This is a genomic window from Prevotella communis, from assembly GCF_022024175.1.
In the GTDB taxonomy this organism is placed as follows: Bacteria; Bacteroidota; Bacteroidia; order Bacteroidales; family Bacteroidaceae; genus Prevotella; species Prevotella communis.
Window position 1 is genome coordinate 2,422,506 of sequence record NZ_CP091794.1, and the last position, 20,651, is coordinate 2,443,156.

The 20,651-nt window shown below is 49.3% G+C and carries 16 protein-coding genes and 1 tRNA gene; 6 read left to right on the forward strand and 11 right to left on the reverse strand.

The genetic code is table 11. From position 1 onward, the window contains the following. Positions 1-11: 11 nt before the first annotated feature. The gene (gene rsfS, locus L6466_RS09885; protein WP_091851590.1) at positions 12-371 is read right to left on the reverse strand and encodes a ribosome silencing factor; all 360 of its coding nucleotides are present in this window, start codon (positions 369-371) and stop codon (positions 12-14) included. A gap of 175 nt (positions 372-546) precedes the next feature. Here rsfS and L6466_RS09890 point away from each other — a divergent pair. Beyond that, positions 547-620 (forward strand) — tRNA-Gln (locus L6466_RS09890). A 42-nt stretch (positions 621-662) separates the two neighbouring features. Here L6466_RS09890 and L6466_RS09895 read toward each other — a convergent pair. The 8 genes from L6466_RS09895 to L6466_RS09930 form a co-directional block, all read right to left on the reverse strand. Continuing rightward, positions 663-1,079 (reverse strand): hypothetical protein, encoded by a 417-nt coding sequence (locus tag L6466_RS09895; RefSeq protein ID WP_237803029.1) that lies wholly within the window; start codon positions 1,077-1,079, stop codon positions 663-665. A 60-nt stretch (positions 1,080-1,139) separates the two neighbouring features. Beyond that, positions 1,140-3,581 (reverse strand): hypothetical protein, encoded by a 2,442-nt coding sequence (locus L6466_RS09900; RefSeq protein WP_237803028.1) that lies wholly within the window; start codon positions 3,579-3,581, stop codon positions 1,140-1,142. Positions 3,582-3,595: 14 nt separating this feature from the next. Further along, positions 3,596-3,928 carry a hypothetical protein gene (locus L6466_RS09905; RefSeq protein ID WP_237803026.1) on the reverse strand — a complete coding sequence of 111 codons (333 nt, stop codon included), beginning with the start codon at positions 3,926-3,928 and terminating at the stop codon, positions 3,596-3,598. Positions 3,929-4,023: 95 nt separating this feature from the next. After that, positions 4,024-4,422: a hypothetical protein gene (locus L6466_RS09910; RefSeq protein WP_237812921.1), complete on the reverse strand. Its 399-nt coding sequence runs from the start codon at positions 4,420-4,422 to the stop codon at positions 4,024-4,026. A gap of 138 nt (positions 4,423-4,560) precedes the next feature. Next, entirely contained in the window at positions 4,561-5,064 is a 504-nt protein-coding gene (locus tag L6466_RS09915; protein WP_237803024.1) for a hypothetical protein, read from the reverse strand. 5 nt (positions 5,065-5,069) lie between these two features. Continuing rightward, positions 5,070-6,473, reverse strand: coding sequence for a hypothetical protein (locus tag L6466_RS09920; protein ID WP_237803023.1), 1,404 nt, complete (start codon positions 6,471-6,473; stop codon positions 5,070-5,072). A 101-nt stretch (positions 6,474-6,574) separates the two neighbouring features. Next, positions 6,575-7,306 (reverse strand): hypothetical protein, encoded by a 732-nt coding sequence (locus L6466_RS09925; RefSeq protein ID WP_237803022.1) that lies wholly within the window; start codon positions 7,304-7,306, stop codon positions 6,575-6,577. A 77-nt stretch (positions 7,307-7,383) separates the two neighbouring features. Beyond that, complete coding sequence (locus L6466_RS09930; protein WP_237803021.1) at positions 7,384-9,633, reverse strand: leucine-rich repeat domain-containing protein; 2,250 nt, start codon at positions 9,631-9,633, stop codon at positions 7,384-7,386. A 647-nt stretch (positions 9,634-10,280) separates the two neighbouring features. Between L6466_RS09930 and L6466_RS09935 the strand changes: the two genes are divergently transcribed. Both L6466_RS09935 and L6466_RS09940 read left to right on the forward strand, forming a co-directional pair. Next, positions 10,281-10,814, forward strand: coding sequence for an HU family DNA-binding protein (locus tag L6466_RS09935; protein WP_237803020.1), 534 nt, complete (start codon positions 10,281-10,283; stop codon positions 10,812-10,814). A 216-nt stretch (positions 10,815-11,030) separates the two neighbouring features. After that, positions 11,031-11,126 (forward strand): smalltalk protein, encoded by a 96-nt coding sequence (locus tag L6466_RS09940; RefSeq protein ID WP_176757075.1) that lies wholly within the window; start codon positions 11,031-11,033, stop codon positions 11,124-11,126. A 133-nt stretch (positions 11,127-11,259) separates the two neighbouring features. On the opposite strand, the gene L6466_RS09945 is transcribed toward L6466_RS09940, so the two are convergent. Then, complete coding sequence (locus tag L6466_RS09945) at positions 11,260-12,543, reverse strand: O-acetylhomoserine aminocarboxypropyltransferase/cysteine synthase family protein (RefSeq protein ID WP_237803019.1); 1,284 nt, start codon at positions 12,541-12,543, stop codon at positions 11,260-11,262. Positions 12,544-12,660: 117 nt separating this feature from the next. On the opposite strand from L6466_RS09945, the gene L6466_RS09950 reads away from it, so the two are divergent. The 3 genes from L6466_RS09950 to L6466_RS09960 are packed head-to-tail and all read left to right on the forward strand — an operon-like array spanning position 12,661 to position 19,098. Further along, positions 12,661-15,480 carry an ATP-binding protein gene (locus L6466_RS09950; protein WP_237803018.1) on the forward strand — a complete coding sequence of 940 codons (2,820 nt, stop codon included), beginning with the start codon at positions 12,661-12,663 and terminating at the stop codon, positions 15,478-15,480. Between the two features lies 1 nt (position 15,481). Then, complete coding sequence (locus L6466_RS09955; protein WP_237803017.1) at positions 15,482-18,205, forward strand: ATP-binding protein; 2,724 nt, start codon at positions 15,482-15,484, stop codon at positions 18,203-18,205. Between the two features lie 20 nt (positions 18,206-18,225). Continuing rightward, the gene (locus tag L6466_RS09960; RefSeq protein ID WP_091816131.1) at positions 18,226-19,098 is read left to right on the forward strand and encodes a helix-turn-helix domain-containing protein; all 873 of its coding nucleotides are present in this window, start codon (positions 18,226-18,228) and stop codon (positions 19,096-19,098) included. 72 nt (positions 19,099-19,170) lie between these two features. Here L6466_RS09960 and nhaD read toward each other — a convergent pair whose 3' ends face one another. After that, positions 19,171-20,502: a sodium:proton antiporter NhaD gene (gene nhaD / locus L6466_RS09965; RefSeq protein ID WP_237803016.1), complete on the reverse strand. Its 1,332-nt coding sequence runs from the start codon at positions 20,500-20,502 to the stop codon at positions 19,171-19,173. Positions 20,503-20,651 lie beyond the last annotated feature (149 nt).

Consider the following 20,651-nt stretch of genomic DNA (forward strand, 5'->3'; position numbering starts at 1 on the left):
GTTATGTGCATTTAGTCTAAATCGGGGACATATTCCACTGGTGCATCCTCCCACAGATGCTCCAGGTCGTAGTACTCGCGTACATCGGGCAGAAACACGTGCGCCATCACGTCGGTATAGTCCATAGCCACCCACTGGGCGTTCTCCAGACCCACCACGTGAGCAGGCTTCTCGCCCAACTTCTTACGTGCCATCTCAGCAATACTCTCAGTAATAGCCTCCACCTGTGCAGGCGAGTTACCCTGACATATAATGAAATTCTTACAGATAGTGCCTTCTATCTCACTCAAGTCAGCCACTACAATCTGCGAACCTTTTTTTTCTTGTATTCCCTCTATGATTACGTTTACTAATTCCTTTGTTTGTTCCATTAATAATAAGATGTTATTTTGATTGCAAAGATACGAAATTTATCTGAAGTCACAACGATTTCTCTATATTTTTACGGATTTTTTGAAAAAAAGTTGCAAAAAGTTTTGGAGATTCAAGAAAAAGTCGTACCTTTGCACCCGCAATCAAGAAAACGACAACTTGATGCAAAGGAATTGGGGTATGGTGTAATGGTAACACTGCAGATTCTGGTCCTGCCTTTCCTGGTTCGAGTCCGGGTACCCCAACCAAAAGATGGATGTGCAAAAGCACATCCATTTTTTTGTTATATCCTACTCTCTCGCCATGGCCCATCCATCGAGCAAAGCTATCCAATCCAGTCCTTCCGCACCACATTCCTGGACGCACATCGCGGCACCCAACTTCATCCAGCGGGATGGCTTATCCGATGGGATGCCCAGGGGCTCGTCGGGCCCGATGCCCGTATACCTGCAAACATTCTCGATGTACCGCTTCGTGTTGTTCTCATTAGGCGGCGCCCAGCGATTAATTATCGCCCTGATGGTATAAAGGCGGTATGTGTGGTAATACGTCCGCGTCAGCATCACGAACGCAGCACGCCATCCATACGCCATGGTTTCAAACTGACAGAACTGAGGGTCTGTCTGCAAGGCCTTCATGCCCTGCCATTTATCCTTTGAACGACGAATGTTCAATGGGTTGTTATTACGAATTCCTCTTGCAATCATTTTTCAGAATTTTAATGTTTAATATTTAATCTCAAATGGCACATTGGCACGATGGCACGTTTACAGCATCTGCACACCCGTCTTGCGGAAGGTCGAAAGCCCCGTGGTCGTACCCCTGCCGTCGCTCACTTTCTCAATCAGATGGTCGCTTATCAGGCGGCGCGTCTTACTTCGCACGGCTCCGTCGCTCGTCAGTCCAAAGCATCGCATCACGTCCTCACTGGTAAACTCCTCTGGCAGTCGAGCGAATGATTCATAGGTTTTCTGCTTGCGCTGCACATTCACGTTGGCATCCCTCAACTTGTTGTCAAAGTAGGCCTCGGCCATGGCTCCAAAGTAGTGGCGCTGACAGGCGTACTGGATATTGACAATCAGTTCCGCGAGTTTCCAGTCTACGTCATCCGTCTCGAACTCACCGCACCAGTACTGACCGTCCTGATGCATCTTGTCCCAGTGGCGCATCACGATGAATGGTGCAGAGAAGTTCAGGCCGTGATAGGCGCAGCGCTTCAAGAGCATCTCGTCGGCCTTAGAGTCGTTCTCAGCCGCATCAGCCATGCGGCGAGCCGTCCAGTCGTAGAGTTCATCGACAATCTTCTGTACAGTGAGTTCGCCCTTCATCTTGTCCAGTTTCTCAGCCCACTCCTTCAAGCGATTATCGCTGTCGTAGTCCACGCTGCTCTCACGACTCATCATCTCGAAGTTGGTGGCAGGCAGAGGGATGCACGTGAGGCGGGTTGCGAGACCAGAGCCGAAATTCTGCTCGTTCACCTTCTTCTTCAGCGCGATGGGCGTACCCGTATAGATGAAGTTCCACGTCACGATGAAGTCCTGCAGGATTGAGTCGTTGTTCGAATACGCCTGACCGTCCTCCTCGTTATGAAAAGCCTTCAGTTCCATTGAGAACTTGTCAATCCAGGAGCCGCCCTTCTGTACGCTCACCGTGTTGTCGAGCTCCGTGTCGAAGGTCAGCATGTGAAGCTGCATATCCTCGCCGTCCACATTCTCCACCGAGTTCACCATGTCCTGAATAAACTGGGCGTTACTGGTTCGAGCTGGATGCACCCTGACCACCACCTTCGGCTTCTTAGGCTTCTCCTTGTTGGCACCCTTCGTACGCATCTGTTCACGATAGGCATTGATGGCCTCCTTGCCCACCTTATCAGCTGCCACGATGGGAGAAGCGAGCAATTTAAAGAGCCTGGTTGCGAACGATTTACCTGATGCAGGGTCGCCAATAATCAGCGTCGAGTTATTCAGACGACGAAGTTCCTCAGGACGATGATAGAAGCGATAGGTACAGCGTGTCATGAGCGTCATCAGCAGACCACCAGCCACGAACATTGCCGCAGGATACTGGTTGCGCTTCAAGCCTTTGCAGATGTCACGCAGCAACGGATATTCAGGCATCAAGGCTTCAATCTGAGCGCCCCAGTCCCAGAGCATCTGATTGATATTCTGCTCAGAGGTAGCGGTAGCCAATTTTTCACTTTTCACTATTCCCTTTTCCCTCAAAATGCTGTCAAGCATTTTGCTAAGTCCTTTTGGAGGTTCCTTGCAAGCCGACTCCACAATACTCCTGAGTTCCTGTTCATCCAGTCCCAGGCGAGGCATGATTTCCAGGAGCAGCTCACGGTTGTTGTCGCAGATAGCCCTGAGGTTCACGGCCAGTTGGTACAACTTCACGTTTCTCTCGCCTTCCTGCGGCTCACCGCCATTGCGCTGCCACCACTCGCTGATAATTTCCGAATAAGGGATACCCTTGAATTTTGGAGTCTGACCACTCCCCTCACTCACAGGGAAAGGCAACGGGTCGGCGAGCTCTGCTCGGGAATGGGGCTGGGGGTGGGTCTTTTCCTCCCACGGCCTATAGTGCTTATTGGCCTTCTTCGCCCCAGCCGGCACCTGCTCCTGTTTCCGCATCACACGCACCTTCAGTCGCTTGTATTCGGCCACGCACTCCTCTGGCGACATCAGTTCGTCAAACAAGGCGTCGTCCAGATAAGGCAGGTCGCACTCACTGCCACTGGTCGAGAAAACCACCCTCTGCAAGTCCTTCGTTGAGGTATCCATCTCCAGTTGCAGGATTGTGGCCACACGCACCTGATTCTCCAGAATCGTGGTGCCTGGCTGTCGCTTGCACACCAGATGCCATCCGCCGCTGGCACTCCTTTCGAGCATCATCAGTCCTATCTCATCCTTCTTCTCCAGAACAAGGCTTTTGATACGTTCCGAATGCTCACTGTCGTAGCAGTCCACATCATGGAAGAAATAACTGCCAATGCTGTTGCAGCCTGCTATCTGACCGTCCGCATGACCTATGTTATAAGCCAACTGCAACAACTTCATTTTCGCCTCATGGTCGCCCTGTCGTGCCTTCGCAAGGTTCTCCAGATTCTCAGGCGCATTACGCAGTGCCATCAATGCCTCGCGGTTTTTCACAGGGTGGGCAAACTTGCGTTTGTCCCTACCCTTTCCTTCATATTCTATTCTATATATCATACTACCTACAACGTTTAACAGAACTCAATACTATCCAACTCCCTGTCAATCAAGGCATTCTTAGCCTCCTTGGTATGCTCCTCTAAGAGTCCCATTACCTGAGCCGTACTGTACTCCTTCGGAAAACTGCCAAACACCTTGACGCGTTGCATTGACTCCTTCACCCATCCCCAGGGCAACTTCTTCACCATCACATCCTTCTCGCGTATTCGCACCTGACGGTTGTACGCCTTAAAGGTCAGTTTACCTGTGTTCTGATCCAGATACAGAACACCTTCCACTCGTTTGCCATTCATCAGCTGAGCCAACAACTCAATGGCGTTTAAAACAAAAATATACTTTTTCATTTGTTGTCGAATTATGAGTTTTGGAAAGCGGGTTTTAGTTTGAGCTCAATTCGTACGTACACATTTCCACGCTCATCCTCCGACTCGGTTAATGTTTAATGTTTAATCTCCTTAGGTCCATACGTGCGAAGCATGTACTTCATATGGTTTGCAAACATCAGCTGCGGCATATCCTCCCTCAGCATCTTGCAGATGGTCCTGTAGTGCTGGTTAGCCGCTCCGTTCTTCAGTATCATCTTCGTGCCAGTCATCACATAGACCACCAAGGCATACGCCATTGCCGCACGATCCAGAGGGTGATAGTATTCGAGCATCTGTTCTATGCGCTCGCGGCTATCCTCAGTCAACCAGAGCTCCAACAGTTTCACCATCATCTTCGAAGCCATCGAGGTTTCCCACGAACCGATAGATTCCTCATCATTGGTTTTCTCTTTCCATGGAGCAAGGTATTGCATCACCTTACCCAAATCATCATCAAAAAAATCAGTTTCCATCATTTTCATTATTTATTTTACGTCGTTTTTTGTTTTTGACGATGCAAAATTACAATGAAAATCATGAAGTTTTTTAAAATAAAAATGGTCATTTCTGAACGACCAGAAATGACCAGAAATGACCAGAAAAACTAACTATCAAAGGGCTTGAAACGCCTTTTTCATCGTCTCAAAATCAGCACCATTATAAGGTTCGTTCCCTGGATTTGTATATCCGCTAAATGAAGCTTTCGATTTTAATCTGTCTTTGCCAAATTCGCCGCAAAACTCTTCCCACGTAGGCCGTCTGATGACACCAGCCTCCATTGCCGCGCGCACAGGCATCATCACGTCCTTAGGCTTCGTCTTACCTTCCATCAGTTGGCACAGTAAGACTACAATGGCATCTACTTTAGCCGCATCAACCACGGCTGAGGCAAACGCCCTCTTGTGTCGTTTCTCTTTTACTGGAGCCTCTGCCGTTTCATCCACCACCTCCTCAAAGTCGGCAAACTCCTTCTCCAGTTCCTCTGCTTCCTTTTCTTCCTGCTGCTTCCAGTCGCCCTTCTGCTCAGGCACATTATATTGTACGAACTTAAACATGATGCTCCCAGCCTGGTGCACATGCTTATCGCCCTTGATATATTCCTTCGTATCACTCATTGTTATTAATTCTCCTTTTGCTTTAGCAGAGCCTGCTGTTGTTCAGCTATACGTGCAGCTATCTTAGCAGGGTCTGTGCCCTGAGGTATGCCCATCTTCAACAACTGCGCCCCACTTTGAAAGTCGTTCTTATCGCCATAGATATTTTGTGTCGTTGGCTTGTTCGCCACCTTTTTTACTTCCTCAATCATCTTGTCCTGTTTCTGCTCCTGCTTGTCCTGCTGCTCCTGAGCCTTTGCCAGTATCTGCTGATGAAACTTTGGCGAGTTTTTCTGCCACGAAGGATGCCATGCCAGCAATGTTGACACACCACTATACAGCCTAAGGGCTGTGTTGATAGGATACTTTTTAAATGACTCGGCGAAATCATTCATGGATATACTATTACCGTCCGACGCGTCATCCGCATAGTCGGTCTGTGCCATTGGTTTCATCTCAATGCCCAACTGCCGGCATGTCTTCACCCTCAGAGCCAACAGCGCTAAAACTGAGGTCAGCGTTGCCCTGGGAATGCTGAGATAATACAATTGCGAGAAGACCGTCTCCAGATGGCCGATACTTTCATAAAGTTTCCCAGGCAACTGGCGCAATTTCTCGTCAATCAGCCTGAGGCCATCCCATAGCCGTCCGTTGGTCTGCTCGTGCCAGTGCACCCACAGGTTCTCCATCTTGTCAGAATCCACCAGGCATGGCCACCACTCCAGCACACGCTCTTCCAACCGATGGCGGCAGCACATGCTCGCACTCTGGTGCTCCAGTTCCTTGGCCAACAGGCGCACCTCGCTGCGCTCTGATTCCGCAAGCAGTCTGATGTATTGCTGTCGCTGACTGCTGGCTTCCTGACTCATGTCGTGACGACTGCCTTCCATCCAGATATTCAGGTAGGTTTGCAGCTCCTCTAAGTCTGCATCATTCAGGTTGGGCAGCAGCTCCTCTTCCAGGATAAACGCAGCCTCCTCCTCAGCATTCAGTGCATCCGATGGCGGCAGCAGGGGCATGTCCGTATGCCATTCACGCCAGTCGAAGCCCGTCTCCTGCACGTCGGCGGTTGTAGTAGCATCATCGCTTTGCACCGTAACGTATAGGAAACCGTGCTTGTCAATCACCACCTCGCCAACCTCAGCACACAGCATACCGCGCTTCGAGCGTCTCAACAATTGTCTTACATCATTCTGCTGATCTCTGTTCACGTATCCTATCTTCTTTCCTATAGCCCTAGCCATCACAGCCTTCTCATCATGAATATTTTCAGGCTCAGGTTTCAGTACGACGCGTGGTTTCGTGTTTTTCAGTTTAGTAAGCATATCGATGGTGCGACCACAAATCTCCTCCGTCTCCGGATCACCAAACTTGTAATCCGGATTAGCCGCAAATTGTGCTCCAAGTATTTTAATGGTATATTGTGTCATCAGGTCTAAACAATCTTTTTACTTTACGGATGCAAAGGTATAAAAAAAATTCCACATCCTTTTACGATGTGGAATAAATATTTAGTAGAATTGCAAAAAAATCACCGTATCACCTTCCGTCCATCCTTCACGTAGATGCCATGCTTGGACGCGTCCTTGACAGGACGGCCCAGGAGGTCGAAGAGTCTTGATGTTTTTTCTGATGTTGCGTTTGTAATACCTCGAACAATAGTTTGGTCGTCAGGGGCACGTTGCTCTACCAGGTCTGGTACAGCACTTGCAAAATCACCACTTTCATGTAATTCATTCGCGCATTGTAATGGACTTTTTTCTGACTCAGGAGTAACAGACAGAATATACCATAAGGGCATCAAAGTCATATGCTCAGCAATCCTGAGTTTGTACTGCTCAGCATAGGTGTTCAATAAATTTTCATCCTCCTCTTTTTTAAGACATACATTCAAGTATGGAGACTCATAAACTGGTGCTTTCTTACTTGCCTTTAAGAAAAAACAAGATGTCAGAATTACAGACTTTGAATCTTCCTCCCAAAAATCCATTGTGGTCAAATTCTCATAATCAGAACGAGAAATAACAATAATATCCATTCCATTACTATCATTTATCGTAACAAGTACCTGAACGTTTGCATGAATCCTTTCTATAATCTCATTACATGTTTTAGAAACACTAACCACAACCTTGTCCTCATTTAGGTATAGGGGGATTTTCTGACTACCATAATAATAAAAATAGTCTGTCTGTGCTGTTGCGTGCAGTGAGCATATGATGAGCAACAGCAAAGTTAAAATAAAAGTTCTACCTGTTTTCATTGTTTTTGGAATTTTTAATAATTAAATTTCTTAATGAATTCCCTGGAAATCAACGGGACTGGTCTTTGATTATTTCATCATCTTATCACCTTCCGTCCATCCTTCACGTAGATGCCATGCTTGGGTGCATCCTTGACAGGACGGCCCTGGAGGTCGAAGAGCAGATGAGTATCTGGTGCAGATTTCTGCACCATGATGGCATCGGTATCTTCCTCGATAGGTACTATGTATTTGAACTCAGCCCACCTAACGGCTTCCTTATATGCTTGCAGGGCCTCATTTGGCACATGAAGAGTTGCTTCTGGAGAAATGTATCTGAAAACGGCTAACCCAAAAGTATTTGGAGGTGTCATAGCACGACAGTAAACATCCGAAAGATTCTCACACCTTTGAAAAACGCCGTTTTGTAACATAGTCAGACTTGCAGGCAAGTCAACCCTTTTCAAACTAGTGCACTTTGCAAAAGCATTACCCCCTATCGTATCCAAATATTCTGGAAAGGTTACCGACTGTAAACTTGTACAACCATTAAAAGTGCCTCTCCTAATCGAAGAAAAGTTTCTTGGGAAAGATACAGAAACAAGATCTGAACATTCAGTAAATGCTGAAGCACCAATACTTTTCACATTATCAGGAAGAACGACCTCTGTCAATCCACATTTCTGGAAAGCAAAATCTCCAATTGAAATGATGCTCTGTGGCAATATAACAGATTTGAGATTCGTACATTCACTAAATGCATAAGAATCAATTGAAACGATGCTCTGTGGTAATGTGACGGATTCTATATTCGTGCATCCGCCAAAAGCATAATTCCCAATAGAAACGATGCTCAGTGGCAATGTGACAGATTTTAGATTTGTGCAGTTATTAAATGCATAACCGGAAATGCCTACGACATTGCAATCAACACCCCATATTCTCACTGAAGATGGAACGACTATACTATCTGTTGACAAGTAACTATGAGTAACACTTGCCGCTTCTTTTGATAAATCTACATAGTAGCGCAATCCTCCAATTTCAAGATAGCCATCATACATTGAAAGATTATCGCTATCTATAGTAAAATCATCTTTAGTAAAAATGCACTTCTCACCATCATAACATGCTACAAACTTTATGCTATCAAACAATTCTCCTGCTGCGTATTCCAGGAGTCCCCTTGAACTACCAATGCCCTCTACCCAGTAATACAGGCTGTCTTTTTCCAAAGGTACGGAGTCTCTCTTGTTAACTAAAAGAAACCTGTTGTAGTACTTATCCCCCACCTTAATGTTATCAGAGTTGACAATCATAAGTGAATAACCATTGGGGCGCATTCGTGTTAAATTAGTATCAAAGCAATAAAGCGGTTCGTCTTTTGCTTTACCTGGTGCCAAATATGTCACCTCCCCCAGTTTCTCAAACAAAGCGCCAGCATAGCAAGACTTTACGATTTGGTCTGTATTGTCCTTTAACGTCATCTGGATCTTATAGCCCTTATATCCCTGATTCAGTGTATCACCTTCCATACTGTAGGTCAGCGTGCCTTTCATCAGATCATTATCATAGTCATATACCCAACGGCGACCTTGCTGCAATATACTCGGATGACCACTTTGTTTCTTTTTAATAGCTTCAATATCTTGAGCCAAGATGCTTACATAGCTTCCCTCAGTCGAGTACAACCTGAAGTTAATCATCGCTCCATAATCATTATATTCAGGCTTCATGTTCAGCCAGAACAACAACATTCCTGGCGAGTTGATGCTACCGACGCCCTCAATAATCTCAAAACCATTACTCAAGGTGAGACAGCGACGTGTTACGCCGTCCTCGGTCTTTAGTATATGATTCTTTGTGACTGTCAATGTGGTACCACCATCCATCTGAAGATAAACCTCGCCCTCCTTCTTTGTGAAATCATAAAGCACTAGTTCACCTTCAGCTGTTGTCTCATAAGGTAGGGGCTCACCCTCTACCACATTAATCCAGAGATGCTCTTCTGTCAGCAGGGATAGATATTCATCTTTATCTACATAAATACGCCCGTTATCCTCACGAATGCCGATTGTTGCCCTAAAATAATCATCATAGGAAACATCGTTCATCAGTGGGCTACCGGGGAGTAAAACTCTTGAGCCATAGCCTCCTCGGATAACGGTTAGCAATTTGTAATCCTTGCCATTCAGTGTCTTAGAACCGTCTATTTTATATTCCTCATGTACATACTGACCTCTATAAAACCATTTCAAACCATCAAGGAGAAAGTCTGAGGACTGAGCCATAGAATGTTCCACGGAGGTTATAATCAATAGAAATATCAACAATAAAAACTTCTTCATAATTTTTTTATTGAAATAAATAGCATTCTAACATCTCCTAATGAATTTACTTCAAGTTGAGCATTTTGCGCTGATGGTAAATATAACCATCAAGATTGATAAAAGATAAAATCGTCTCATAGCGTAGTAATTTTAATGTTTAGGTGATATGAATTCTTTTGCAAAGATAAACAATAATCATCACAAAACAATGGATTTTAACAATATTAACACATGCCCTAACGCCCTAACGCCCTAACACACTCACATTTGAATTCTTGGAATATAACATTGGAATGCTATCACTTTATATATTTATATTATATATTATATATATTATAATATATATAATATATAATATAAATTTAATATCCACCTAACAACTACACACCGCTAATGTGAGGGCGTTAGGGTGTTAGTTGTTAGGGGTAGCCACTCAGACTGCAATAAACTACTGAAAATATTTTGCATTTTCCTAAAAATAATCGGGGGAAACTATTGTTTCGCGTTGATATTCTTCGTACCTTTGCATTGTCAAAAATGAGCAACACGCCGTATCGCTGACAGCAAAACGCCGGCTCGCTGAAAGCAAAACGCCGTTTCTCTCAAAACGACACAAAAACAACATTAAACAACAAACATTTAAAAACTAAACTACACAAAAAACTATGGGAACAATTGAAATTAAGAAGGTAGAACGTAAGGTGACTGTGGGCAAGAAGGGCGAGCAGCGCCAGCAGGTGAAGAAGACCTACGGTAAGATTATCTATCGCGGCACAATGCGACTCACCGACATGGCCGAGCACATCATGAAGCACGGCAGTATCTATACCGAGGACGTGGTCATCGGTGTGATCACCAAGCTGAAGAGCTGCATGCAGGAGATGCTGGCCGACGGCTACAAGGTGAAGCTCGACGGCATCGGAACCCTCTACCCTGTCCTCACCTCCAAGGGCGTCAGCGACGCGAAGGACTTCAGCGCCTCTGAGAACGTCACCCGCCTGGGCATTGCCTTCCTGGCCGACCAGAGCAAGAAGTCTGCCTACAAGGCTTCCGCCATGCGACAGGGCGCTACGCTGAGCACCCAGCTGTACAGCGAGCTGACGGGCGAAGACACTCCTGAGTCTGGCAACTCCGAGGAGAACGGCGGCGGCAGTTCTAGCTCCGAATCTGGCAACGGCGGCGGACCCGTAAATCCTTAAGCCTCGCGCTGAGTTTTAGGTCGCACAGATTGCGCAGATTTCACAGATTTTAATTCGCTGAAGCGAATTGTTTATACCAGTGTCATTCTTGCAGTCATAGCCTAAAGTTTTTCTTTAGAAAAATAAATATCTGTGTCATCTGTGTCATCTGTGCGACAATAAAAAATCAGCGTGAACTTAAATAATCTATCGGTGTGAAATCAAAACATTATTACCATGAAGAACAAGACATTTTGGAAATTCGCGATTCAAACAGCCATTAGTGTGCTGTCGGCCATCGCAACGGCACTCGGTGTTACCTCGTGCATGTGAACATTAAACATTCTTTTAGTCGGCCTGCGGCCTTTGTAAAAGCGGCAAAGCCGAGCGAAAAATTAAACATTAAAAAAAAGGCTCCTGAGGCGTAAGCGCTTCAGGAGCCGTTGTTTATGTATAAGATTCTAGATTAAATCTTGTCGAGTGCCTGACGGATATCTGCCAGGAGGTCGTCCACATCCTCGATACCTACAGAAAGACGAATCAAGTCGGGGGCTACGCCTGCCTCGCGCAACTGCTCGTCGGAGAGCTGACGGTGGGTGTGGCTAGCAGGATGCAGCACACAGGTACGGGCATCGGCCACGTGGGTCACGATACAGATCAGCTCCAGAGAATCCATGAACTTCACGGCCGTTTCGCGTGTTCCCTTCAGGCCAAAGGCAATCACACCGCAAGAGCCGTTGGGCAGATACTTCTGTGCCAGGGCATGACTCTCGTCAGAGGGCAGTCCGCTATAGTGCACCCAAGCCACGCGCTCGTCGGCCTGCAAGAACTCGGCAATCTTCTGGGCATTCTCACAATGACGGGGCATGCGCAGATGCAGCGTCTCCAGTCCGAGGTTGAGCAGGAAGGCATTATGAGGCGACGGAATACTGCCCAGGTCGCGCATCAGCTGAGCCGTAAGCTTGGTCATATAAGCCATCTTACCGAATTTCTTGGTATAGGTAAGTCCATGATAAGACTCGTCGGGGGTGCAGAGACCAGGGAATTTATCTGCATGAGCATCCCAGTCAAAGTTACCGCTGTCCACGATGCAGCCGCCTACCTGCGTGGCATGGCCGTCCATATATTTGGTAGTAGAATGGGTCACGATGTCAGCACCCCACTCAAAGGGACGGCAGTTGATAGGCGTGGGGAAGGTATTATCGACAATCAGGGGCACGCCATGCTGATGGGCAATGCGAGCGAACTTCTCGATATCCAGTACCTTACAGCCGGGGTTAGAGATGGTCTCGCCAAACAGCGCCTTGGTATTGGGACGGAAGGCAGCACTGATCTCCTCCTCAGAAGCCTCGGGATTCACGAACGTGCACTCGATACCCAGTTTCTTGAGCGTCACGCCAAAGAGGTTGTAGGTGCCGCCGTAGATCTCGTTGGAAGTCACAAAATGATCGCCAGCCTCACAGATATTGAAGATGGCATAGAAATTAGCAGCCTGACCGCTACTGGTGAGCATGGCCCCCACGCCACCCTCGAGGGCAGCAATCTTGCGAGCCACCGCATCATTGGTAGGATTCTGCAGACGGGTATAGAAATAGCCCTCTTTCTTCAGGTCGAAGAGGTCGGCCATCTCTTCTGTGTTGTCATACTTGAACGTAGTACTCTGATAAATAGGTAGCACGCGCGACTCACCGTTTTTAGGTTCCCATCCAGCCTGCACGCAAAGGGTCGATTGCTTCATTTTCTGTTTCATTTTATTACGTTTTAGAACAAATTTGCGTGCAAAGGTAAGAAATAATCAGGAAAAACAAGATAAAGTTTTGTTATTTCGCAGATTTTATTTAAATTTGCACAGTCAAAACAACCTAAGATGATCAATCCACTGCATAATCCCCAAAGGAGGAGCAACTGTTGCGTATGGAAGCAAGGTCTTATCGCCTTGCTGGTTGTTTTGTTGTGTGGACTGACGCAAGGTTATGCGCAGGACCAGACAGAAGATGCCCTCCACTTCACTGCTGACGACCCGGTGGTCTATGAAGACACCTGGGACGTATGGCCCTACTCCTTCCTGGAAGACGGCAAGCCCACCGGCTACCGTGTGGACCTGATGAGGATGATTTTCGAGGAGCTGGGCATGCCCTATGAAATCAAGCTCAAAGACTTCCGCAAAGTACTGGATGACCTGAAAAGCGGCAAGGCCGACGTGATGATAGGCCTGAAGGCACCCTACCATGACAAATACGGCCAGTACGGCGGCATCGCGCTGAACCTGGCCACCCACAGCGTGGTCTATGCAAAAGGTGAACAGCAGCCCATCAAGACGCTCAACGACCTGGCAAGAAACCGCGTCATCGTGCACAAAGGCAGTTACAGTCACCACCTGATGCAGGAAAAGGGCTGGGAAAAGAACGCCATCCCCTATAACGACATGAAAGAGGCCATGCTGCAGGTGAGCACCGAGGGCGAGGGCGTCATCGTATGGAACACGATGTCGCTGAAATGGCAGCTCAACCAATTCCATTCCGACAACCTGGAGATAAAGCCCATAGACATGCCCCACAGCGAATACAGGTTCATGGCCAACAACCCGCAACTGCTGGCGCTGATGGACAGCACCTATGCCGTGCTGCGCGCGCAGGACAGGCTGCAGGAGTTGCAGAACAAATGGTTCTATCCTGAGCGGAAGGACACCGGCATCCCCTCGTGGATATGGATGGTGGCCAACCTCCTGATACTCTTCCTCGCAGGCATACTGGGCATCTACCTGTTCTACACCATGCGAGCCAGACGCGCCACACGCGACATCCGCAGGGAGAACACCCGACTGGCACTGACGCTGAAAGCCAGTAACGTGAGGATATGGATCTACGACATCAGGCGGCAGACCGTGACCTGGCTCGACAAGAACGGCAACAACAAGCACGAATACACCCTGCTGCAGTTCTTCAGCAACTACACGTCGCAGGACCTGGAGCAGATGATGCAGGCACTGAACCGCATCACCAATCAGGAGGTGGAGAACGCCGAACTGACAATGCAGGCGCCATCAGACGTGAACAGCAGCGACATACACGACTATGCCATCTCGCTCTCCGTGCTGCATCGCGACCGCAACGGCAAGCCTACCGTCATCATCGGCACACGCAATGACATCAGTGAGGACCGCCAGCGACAGAACAGGGTGAAGGACACGCTGATACGCTATCAGGCCATCTTTGACTCCGTGATGATCGACATGGTGTATTTCGACAAGAACGGCTTTATCGTGGACCTGAACGACAAGGCCTGCCATACCTTCGGCTGCAGGCGTGAGGACATCCTGAGCAAGGACATCCATATTTGCGACTTCTACGGACTGAAGGAAGAGGACCTGCCGCAGGACAGGTATGAGCCTTTCTACGCCAACATCAGACTGAAGGTACCCTTTGGCAGAGGTGTGCAGAAGGCCATCTCCTATGAACTGAAGTTGCAGCCCCTCTACGACGATAGCGGCAAGGTGCTGCAAGGCGGATACGGCACAGGACGCGACGTGACCGATATATCCAACTACCACCACCAGAGGCTGGAGGGCCTGCAGCAGTTGACCCAGGCCAACAAGGAGGTGAGCCGCTATATCGACAACATCAACTATGCACTGAAGGTGGGCGGCATGCGCTTCGTCATCTACCAGCCCGACACGCATATCATGTCTATCTACAGCACCATCAGCGACGTGCAGCAGCAACTGACCCAGACACACGCCATCCACCTGCTGGAAGAGGAATACAGGATGCAGGCCATGCAGATGCTGATGGATATGGACAGCCACAAGGCCACGCATATCGACGTCACGCTGAAGACCACGCTGAAGAATCCTGACGGTCAGCCGCTCTATATCCAACTGCTGCTGATACCATCGACATTCAGCCAGGGCAAGGAATACTTCGGTATCTGTCGTGACGTGAGCGAACAGAAGAACACGGAGGCGCTGCTGGAGAAGGAAACGGTGAAGGCGCAGGAGGTGGAGACCATCAAGAACGCGTTCCTGCACAATATGAACTACGAGATACGCACGCCGCTCAACTCTATCGTGGGTTTCGCGGAGTTCTTCCAGATGCCCCACTCGCCCGAGGACGAGGTTCTCTTCGTAGAAGAGATCAAGAACAACGCCGCCACGCTGCTGGCACTGATCAACAATATCCTGTTCCTGTCGAGAATAGACGCGGGCATGATCGAGATAAAGACAAAGCCCACGGACTTCGCCTTGGCGTTTGACAGCATGTGCAACACCTACTGGGGCAATAATCACACAAAGGAGGGCGTTAATTTCATAGTGGAGAACCACTACAGTCACATGGTGCTCGACATCGACGTGCAGAACATCGGGGTTATCCTGGAGCAACTGATCAAGAACGCGAAGCAGTTTACGGAGAAGGGCTCCATCCGCGTGCACTATGACTACACGGGCGACCAGCTGATCGTGGCTGTGGAGGATACGGGCAGCGGCATCGAGCCCGAGCTGACCGACCATATCTTTGAGCGTTTCTCTACAGGGGCCAACAATGGCACCGGACTGGGCCTCAGCATCTGTCACGAGCTGACCAGGCTCATGAACGGCAGCATCAAAATCAAGTCGGCCGAGGGCAAGGGCACCACCGTATGGTTTGCCATTCCCTGTAAGGCCAAGGAAATAGAACGGAAGAATATCTGATATGATCAAGAGACACATCATCACACTGATCCTGGCACTGTCAGCGCTCACCGCCATGACAGCAGCACCGCAAGGCAGGCACGGACGTCCGTATACGGAGGCCGACCCGCTGGTGATGGTGTGCGACTGGAGTTTCCCGCCCTACGAGCTCAACAAGAATGGCACGCCCACGGGCTACTGCGTGGAGGTGATGGATGCCATCCTCAACAAGCTGGAGATACCCCACCGCTTCGAGATGCGCGACTGGACCAAGGCGATCGAGGCTTTTGAAAACGGACAGGCCGACATGATTCACGCCCTGGACGTGGTCTATGACAAGCCACCGTATGTACAGACGCAGAACTTCATGACGTTCTATAAGATTGAGGTGGCCTATCGCGATGACACCCCGCCACTGCGCTCGCTGAAGCAGTTGACCAGCGGGGACACCATCGTGGTCAAGAACAACGACTATGCGGCCGTATACCTGAACCAGCAGGAGTTCCGTCCGTATCATGTCAGATACGAGAATCCCCACGATGCCCTGGTGGCACTGTCGAACGGCGAGATCAAGTACTACCTGTGGGGCAGCATGCCCCTGCGGCAGGAGATTCAGGAGATGGCGCTCGACAATGTGAGGACCTGCGACGTGGACATCCCTACGGGCGAACTGCACTTCACGAGTACGGACGGGGAACTGATCAACGACATTGACGAGGAGTTTGCCCGCATGATGCAGGAAGGCGAGCTGGAGGTGATCACTGACAAGTGGTTCCACCCGGAGCGCATCCACCACAACACGCCCAGATACGTGTTCTTCATCATCGGCCTGGTGGTGATGCTGATTATCGTCTTCATGATTCTCAGTCACTTGCTCAGACGTCAGATCAGGAAAAAGGCGGAGAAGACACGAGACCTTGGAAATATCATGGCGCAGGCTCTGAGCATGGGCCGTTTCTACGTCATTGAGCATAACCAGGCTACCGGACAGATTAGTAATGTCTATGGCAACCTGGTGCCTGAGGAAGGCATGGACGTGGAGGAGTTCTTCGACCAGATAGCCCCATCCGACGTAGAGCATGCCCGTTCGGTCTATGGTCACCTGCTGAAGAATGCCAAACAGCCGTTCGACCTGGACTTCAAATGGAACGGACGTCAGTTGCATGGCAACTCTATTGCTGAGATGGAGGGCGACCAACTGACGCATATCATCAATATCGTGAAGGATATCACGCTCGAGGTGGAGCAGGACAGCGCCAATAAGGAGCTGGCCAACAGATACAGCAGGATATTCCACTCGAATGCTATCGCGATGTCGTTCTATGATGCCAGCGGCAAGCTCATCGACTTCAACGACAGCATGCGCGAGCTCTGTGTATTCACCGAGGAGAGTGAGGCATACTTCAGGAAGACCTGCATGTTTGACGCGCCCCTGCTGCAGACCGACTTCGACCGCACCAGCAAGCACTCGTTCCACGTGTGCCAGCGCATGTACTACCCTGAGATTGGCATCGACAAATACCTGGACTTCAGAATACGTCCTACCTTCGATGACCAGGACCACCTGCTGTATTATATCGTCACCTCGCGCGACGTCACCGCAGAGCGTGAGATGGACCTGGAGCAGCGCAAACACGAGAAGAAGCTGAAACAGATCAGCAAGCGGGTGAGCCGCTATGAGCACGAGCTGAACTACCTGCTGAAGAATGGTAACATGTTTGTATGGTCCATCAGTTTCAAGACGATGGAGATTATCTTCTCAAGGTCGCTGTCGTCGTATGAATTCAAGGAGTCGTTTGAGGACTACCTGAACTCAATGTTTGAGGACGAGCGGGCTGCTGCCGCAAGCAACCTCAAGGCACTGATGGAGTCGAGGCAGCCGTTTAACAACACCCACCATTTCCTGTCGACACCCATCGACAACGGACCACAGTGGTATGCCATCAGTGGTATGCCCATTATTGAGGACGACGGCGAGTGCACGGGCTATTTCGGTGTGCTGAAGAATGTGAACGACCTGATGACGGTGCAGGAGCAGTTGAAGAAGGAGCGCACCAGGGCAGAGGCATCGGGCACCATGAAGAGTGCGTTCCTGGCCAATATGACCCACGAGATACGTACGCCGCTGAATGCCATCGTAGGATTCAGTGACCTGCTCCAGATCATCGACGAGCCGGCAGACCGTCAGGAGTTTATCCGCATCATACGCAACAACTGCGACATGCTGCTCCGACTCATCAACGATATTCTGGAAGCATCTGGCACAGGACAGACACTGGCTATCGCGCCTACTGACGTGGACTTCTCGCAGGTGTTCGACGATATCTGTCAGACACTGGCACAGCGTGTGCAGGAGCCCGGCGTGGAGTTCCTCAAGGAGAACCCCTACCCCACGCTCAACACCACACTGGACAAGGGACGCGTGCAACAGGTGATTACCAACTTCGTGACCAATGCGGTGAAATATACCCGCGAGGGACATATCAAGGTGGGGTACCGCAAGCAGGACGAAGGACTCTATATCTACTGCGAAGATACTGGTGCAGGCATCCCGAAGGACAAGCAGGCCAGCGTCTTTGAGCGTTTCGTCAAACTGAACGACTTCGTACAGGGCACGGGTCTGGGACTGAGTATCTGCAAGACCATTGCCGAACGGTGCAACGGAAAGATTGGCGTGTTCAGCGAGGGCGAGGGCAAAGGCTCTACCTTCTGGCTGTGGATTCCCTGTGAACTCAATAAAGACTAAATATAATCCTCTAAAAAACAATGCAGATAAGTAAATATATGCTGGCCAGCGACCGTGATGCCCTGTGGGGACTCACAGCAACGACAATTGGCTATGAAGAGATAGGGCCCAACGACCCTTATCCTACTAGAGGTCATGCTGACGGCTACTATTTTGAACTGGAGAAAGGACGAGTCCTGTCTGAATATCAGTTGCTTTATATCATCGAAGGTGAAGGTATCTTCCACAGTCGCACCGTACCTGAGGTGCACCTGAAGGAGGGCGACTTCTTCCTGCTTTTCCCTGGCGAGTGGCACAGCTATCACCCCGTAGGTCCGAAGGGCTGGAAGAAATACTGGATTGGTTTCAAGGGCGAAAACATGGACGCACGCGTCAGGGCTGGTTTCCTGTCACCCACCAAGCCTGTCTATCACGTGGGCTTCTCGGATGCGGTGGTGAGCCTCTACAAACAGGCTTACAAGACGGCGCAGGAAGAGGCGGCCTACTCGCAGCAGCTGATGGCCGGCATCGTGAACCACCTGATTGGCATGATGTATTCGCTGGAGCGCAACATAGAACTGAAGAGCCGCAACCAGACGCATGTGGACATGATCAACAAGGCGCGTCTGCGCATCCGCGAATCGCTGGAGAGCTCGCTCACCATTCAAGAGGTGGCCGAGGAACTGGGTGTCAGCTACTCTAATTTCCGCAAGTTGTTCAAGGAACATACGGGATTGTCGCCTGCCACCTATCAGCAGGACCTGCGCCTGCAGCGTGCCAAGGAGCTGCTTTCCACGACGGATATGAGCATCAAGGAAATAGCCTACCAACTCAATTTCGAGTCGCCAGACTATTTCTCTGCAAAGTTCAAGCTCAAGACGGGAAGGAAGCCAAGCGAGCTACGTAATCAATGATGGAGTTAAGGAGTTAAGACAAAACTGACGTCTTAACTCCTTAACTCCTTTAACTCCTTAACTCCTAAACTCCTAAAAGAACAGTTTCTCCACCCAGTAGCATCCTATACCTGCCAGATAACCGGCAAAAGCTACCCAGGTTATTTTCTTCAGGTACCAGCCAAAGGAAATCTTCTCAAGGCCCATCACGACAACACCAGCAGCACTGCCGATAATCAGCATGGAGCCACCTACGCCGGCACAGTAGGCCAACAGCTGCCAGAACACGCCGTCAACAGCCATCGCATCGCCTGCAACATCTGATACAGGATACATACCCATACAACCGGCTACCAGCGGTACATTATCTACGATAGACGACAGCACACCGATGATACCGTTAATCAGATAGTAATTGCCTGCAAAGGCTTCGTTCAGTCCCTCACCCATCGTCTTCAGCACACCGATTTCCTGGAGCACGGCCACAGCCATCAGGATGCCCAGGAAGAACATGATAGTAGAGAGGTCTATCTTTGACAGCAGGTCGCTGACGCGTTTTGCCATGGTGTCGTCCTCACCCGTTTCCTGCATACGGTGGAAGATTTCCGTCACCGTCCACAGCAGGCCGAGCACCAGGAGGATACCCATAAACGGAGGCAGGTGGGTGATGGTCTTGAAGACAGGCACGAAGACCAGTCCGCCTACGCCCAACCAGAAGATAACCTTGCGCTGATTCTTAGTAAAGGCCGTTATCTCCGTGCACTTCAGGTTCTGCTCCTTGTCAAACTTGCCTTTCAACTGGAGACTCAGAATAGCTGCAGGAATAACCATCGACACCAGCGAGGGAATGAAGATTTCTGTCAGCACACCCTGGGTCGTTATCACGCCCTTGATCCACAGCATGATGGTGGTCACGTCGCCAATCGGCGAGAAAGCACCACCCGAGTTGGCCGAGATGATAATCAGGCCGGCATAGATCAGGCGCTCCTCGCGACTCTGCACCAGTTTGCGCAGCACCATAATCATCACGATAGAGGTGGTGAGGTTGTCGAGGATGGCCGACAGGAAGAAGGTCATGAAGGCCACGCGCCACATCAGCTTTCTTTTTGAGCGCGTCTTGATGGCATCGCGCACGAAGTTGAAACCGCCATTGGAGTCCACAATCTCTACGATGGTCATGGCGCCCATCAGGAAGAAGAGGGTCTCGCTAGCATCGCCCAGATGATGCTGTATCCGCTCTGTGACATAGCTCACGCCATCGGGCATCTCAGGGAAGAATCCCTGCACGCCAACCATCAGCAATGTCCAGCACCCCACACACATCAACAAGGCGATAGCTGCTTTGTTGATCTCGAACACACTCTCGAGGGCAATACACAGGTAACCCACGACGAAAAGTGTGATAATCAAAACTGTAAATGTCATGTCTTATGCTATACTTTTTATAATATTAATAATGTCGTCTTCACAAATTGGCTGCAAAAGTACGAAAAAAAGTGATTCAAACAAAAAACTATGCCCAAAAATCAAATTATGAGGTCAAGAATGGGCAAATCTCTGTACTTTTGTGGGCA

Coding starts and splice junctions, on each gene's coding strand:
- rsfS (WP_091851590.1), bottom strand. CDS start 371: ATGGAACAAACAAAGGAATTAGTAAACGTAATCATAGAGGGAATACAA.
- L6466_RS09895 (WP_237803029.1), bottom strand. CDS start 1,079: ATGATTGCAAGAGGAATTCGTAATAACAACCCATTGAACATTCGTCGT.
- L6466_RS09900 (WP_237803028.1), bottom strand. CDS start 3,581: ATGATATATAGAATAGAATATGAAGGAAAGGGTAGGGACAAACGCAAG.
- L6466_RS09905 (WP_237803026.1), bottom strand. CDS start 3,928: ATGAAAAAGTATATTTTTGTTTTAAACGCCATTGAGTTGTTGGCTCAG.
- L6466_RS09910 (WP_237812921.1), bottom strand. CDS start 4,422: ATGGAAACTGATTTTTTTGATGATGATTTGGGTAAGGTGATGCAATAC.
- L6466_RS09915 (WP_237803024.1), bottom strand. CDS start 5,064: ATGAGTGATACGAAGGAATATATCAAGGGCGATAAGCATGTGCACCAG.
- L6466_RS09920 (WP_237803023.1), bottom strand. CDS start 6,473: ATGACACAATATACCATTAAAATACTTGGAGCACAATTTGCGGCTAAT.
- L6466_RS09925 (WP_237803022.1), bottom strand. CDS start 7,306: ATGAAAACAGGTAGAACTTTTATTTTAACTTTGCTGTTGCTCATCATA.
- L6466_RS09930 (WP_237803021.1), bottom strand. CDS start 9,633: ATGAAGAAGTTTTTATTGTTGATATTTCTATTGATTATAACCTCCGTG.
- L6466_RS09935 (WP_237803020.1), top strand. CDS start 10,281: ATGGGAACAATTGAAATTAAGAAGGTAGAACGTAAGGTGACTGTGGGC.
- L6466_RS09940 (WP_176757075.1), top strand. CDS start 11,031: ATGAAGAACAAGACATTTTGGAAATTCGCGATTCAAACAGCCATTAGT.
- L6466_RS09945 (WP_237803019.1), bottom strand. CDS start 12,543: ATGAAACAGAAAATGAAGCAATCGACCCTTTGCGTGCAGGCTGGATGG.
- L6466_RS09950 (WP_237803018.1), top strand. CDS start 12,661: ATGATCAATCCACTGCATAATCCCCAAAGGAGGAGCAACTGTTGCGTA.
- L6466_RS09955 (WP_237803017.1), top strand. CDS start 15,482: ATGATCAAGAGACACATCATCACACTGATCCTGGCACTGTCAGCGCTC.
- L6466_RS09960 (WP_091816131.1), top strand. CDS start 18,226: ATGCAGATAAGTAAATATATGCTGGCCAGCGACCGTGATGCCCTGTGG.
- nhaD (WP_237803016.1), bottom strand. CDS start 20,502: ATGACATTTACAGTTTTGATTATCACACTTTTCGTCGTGGGTTACCTG.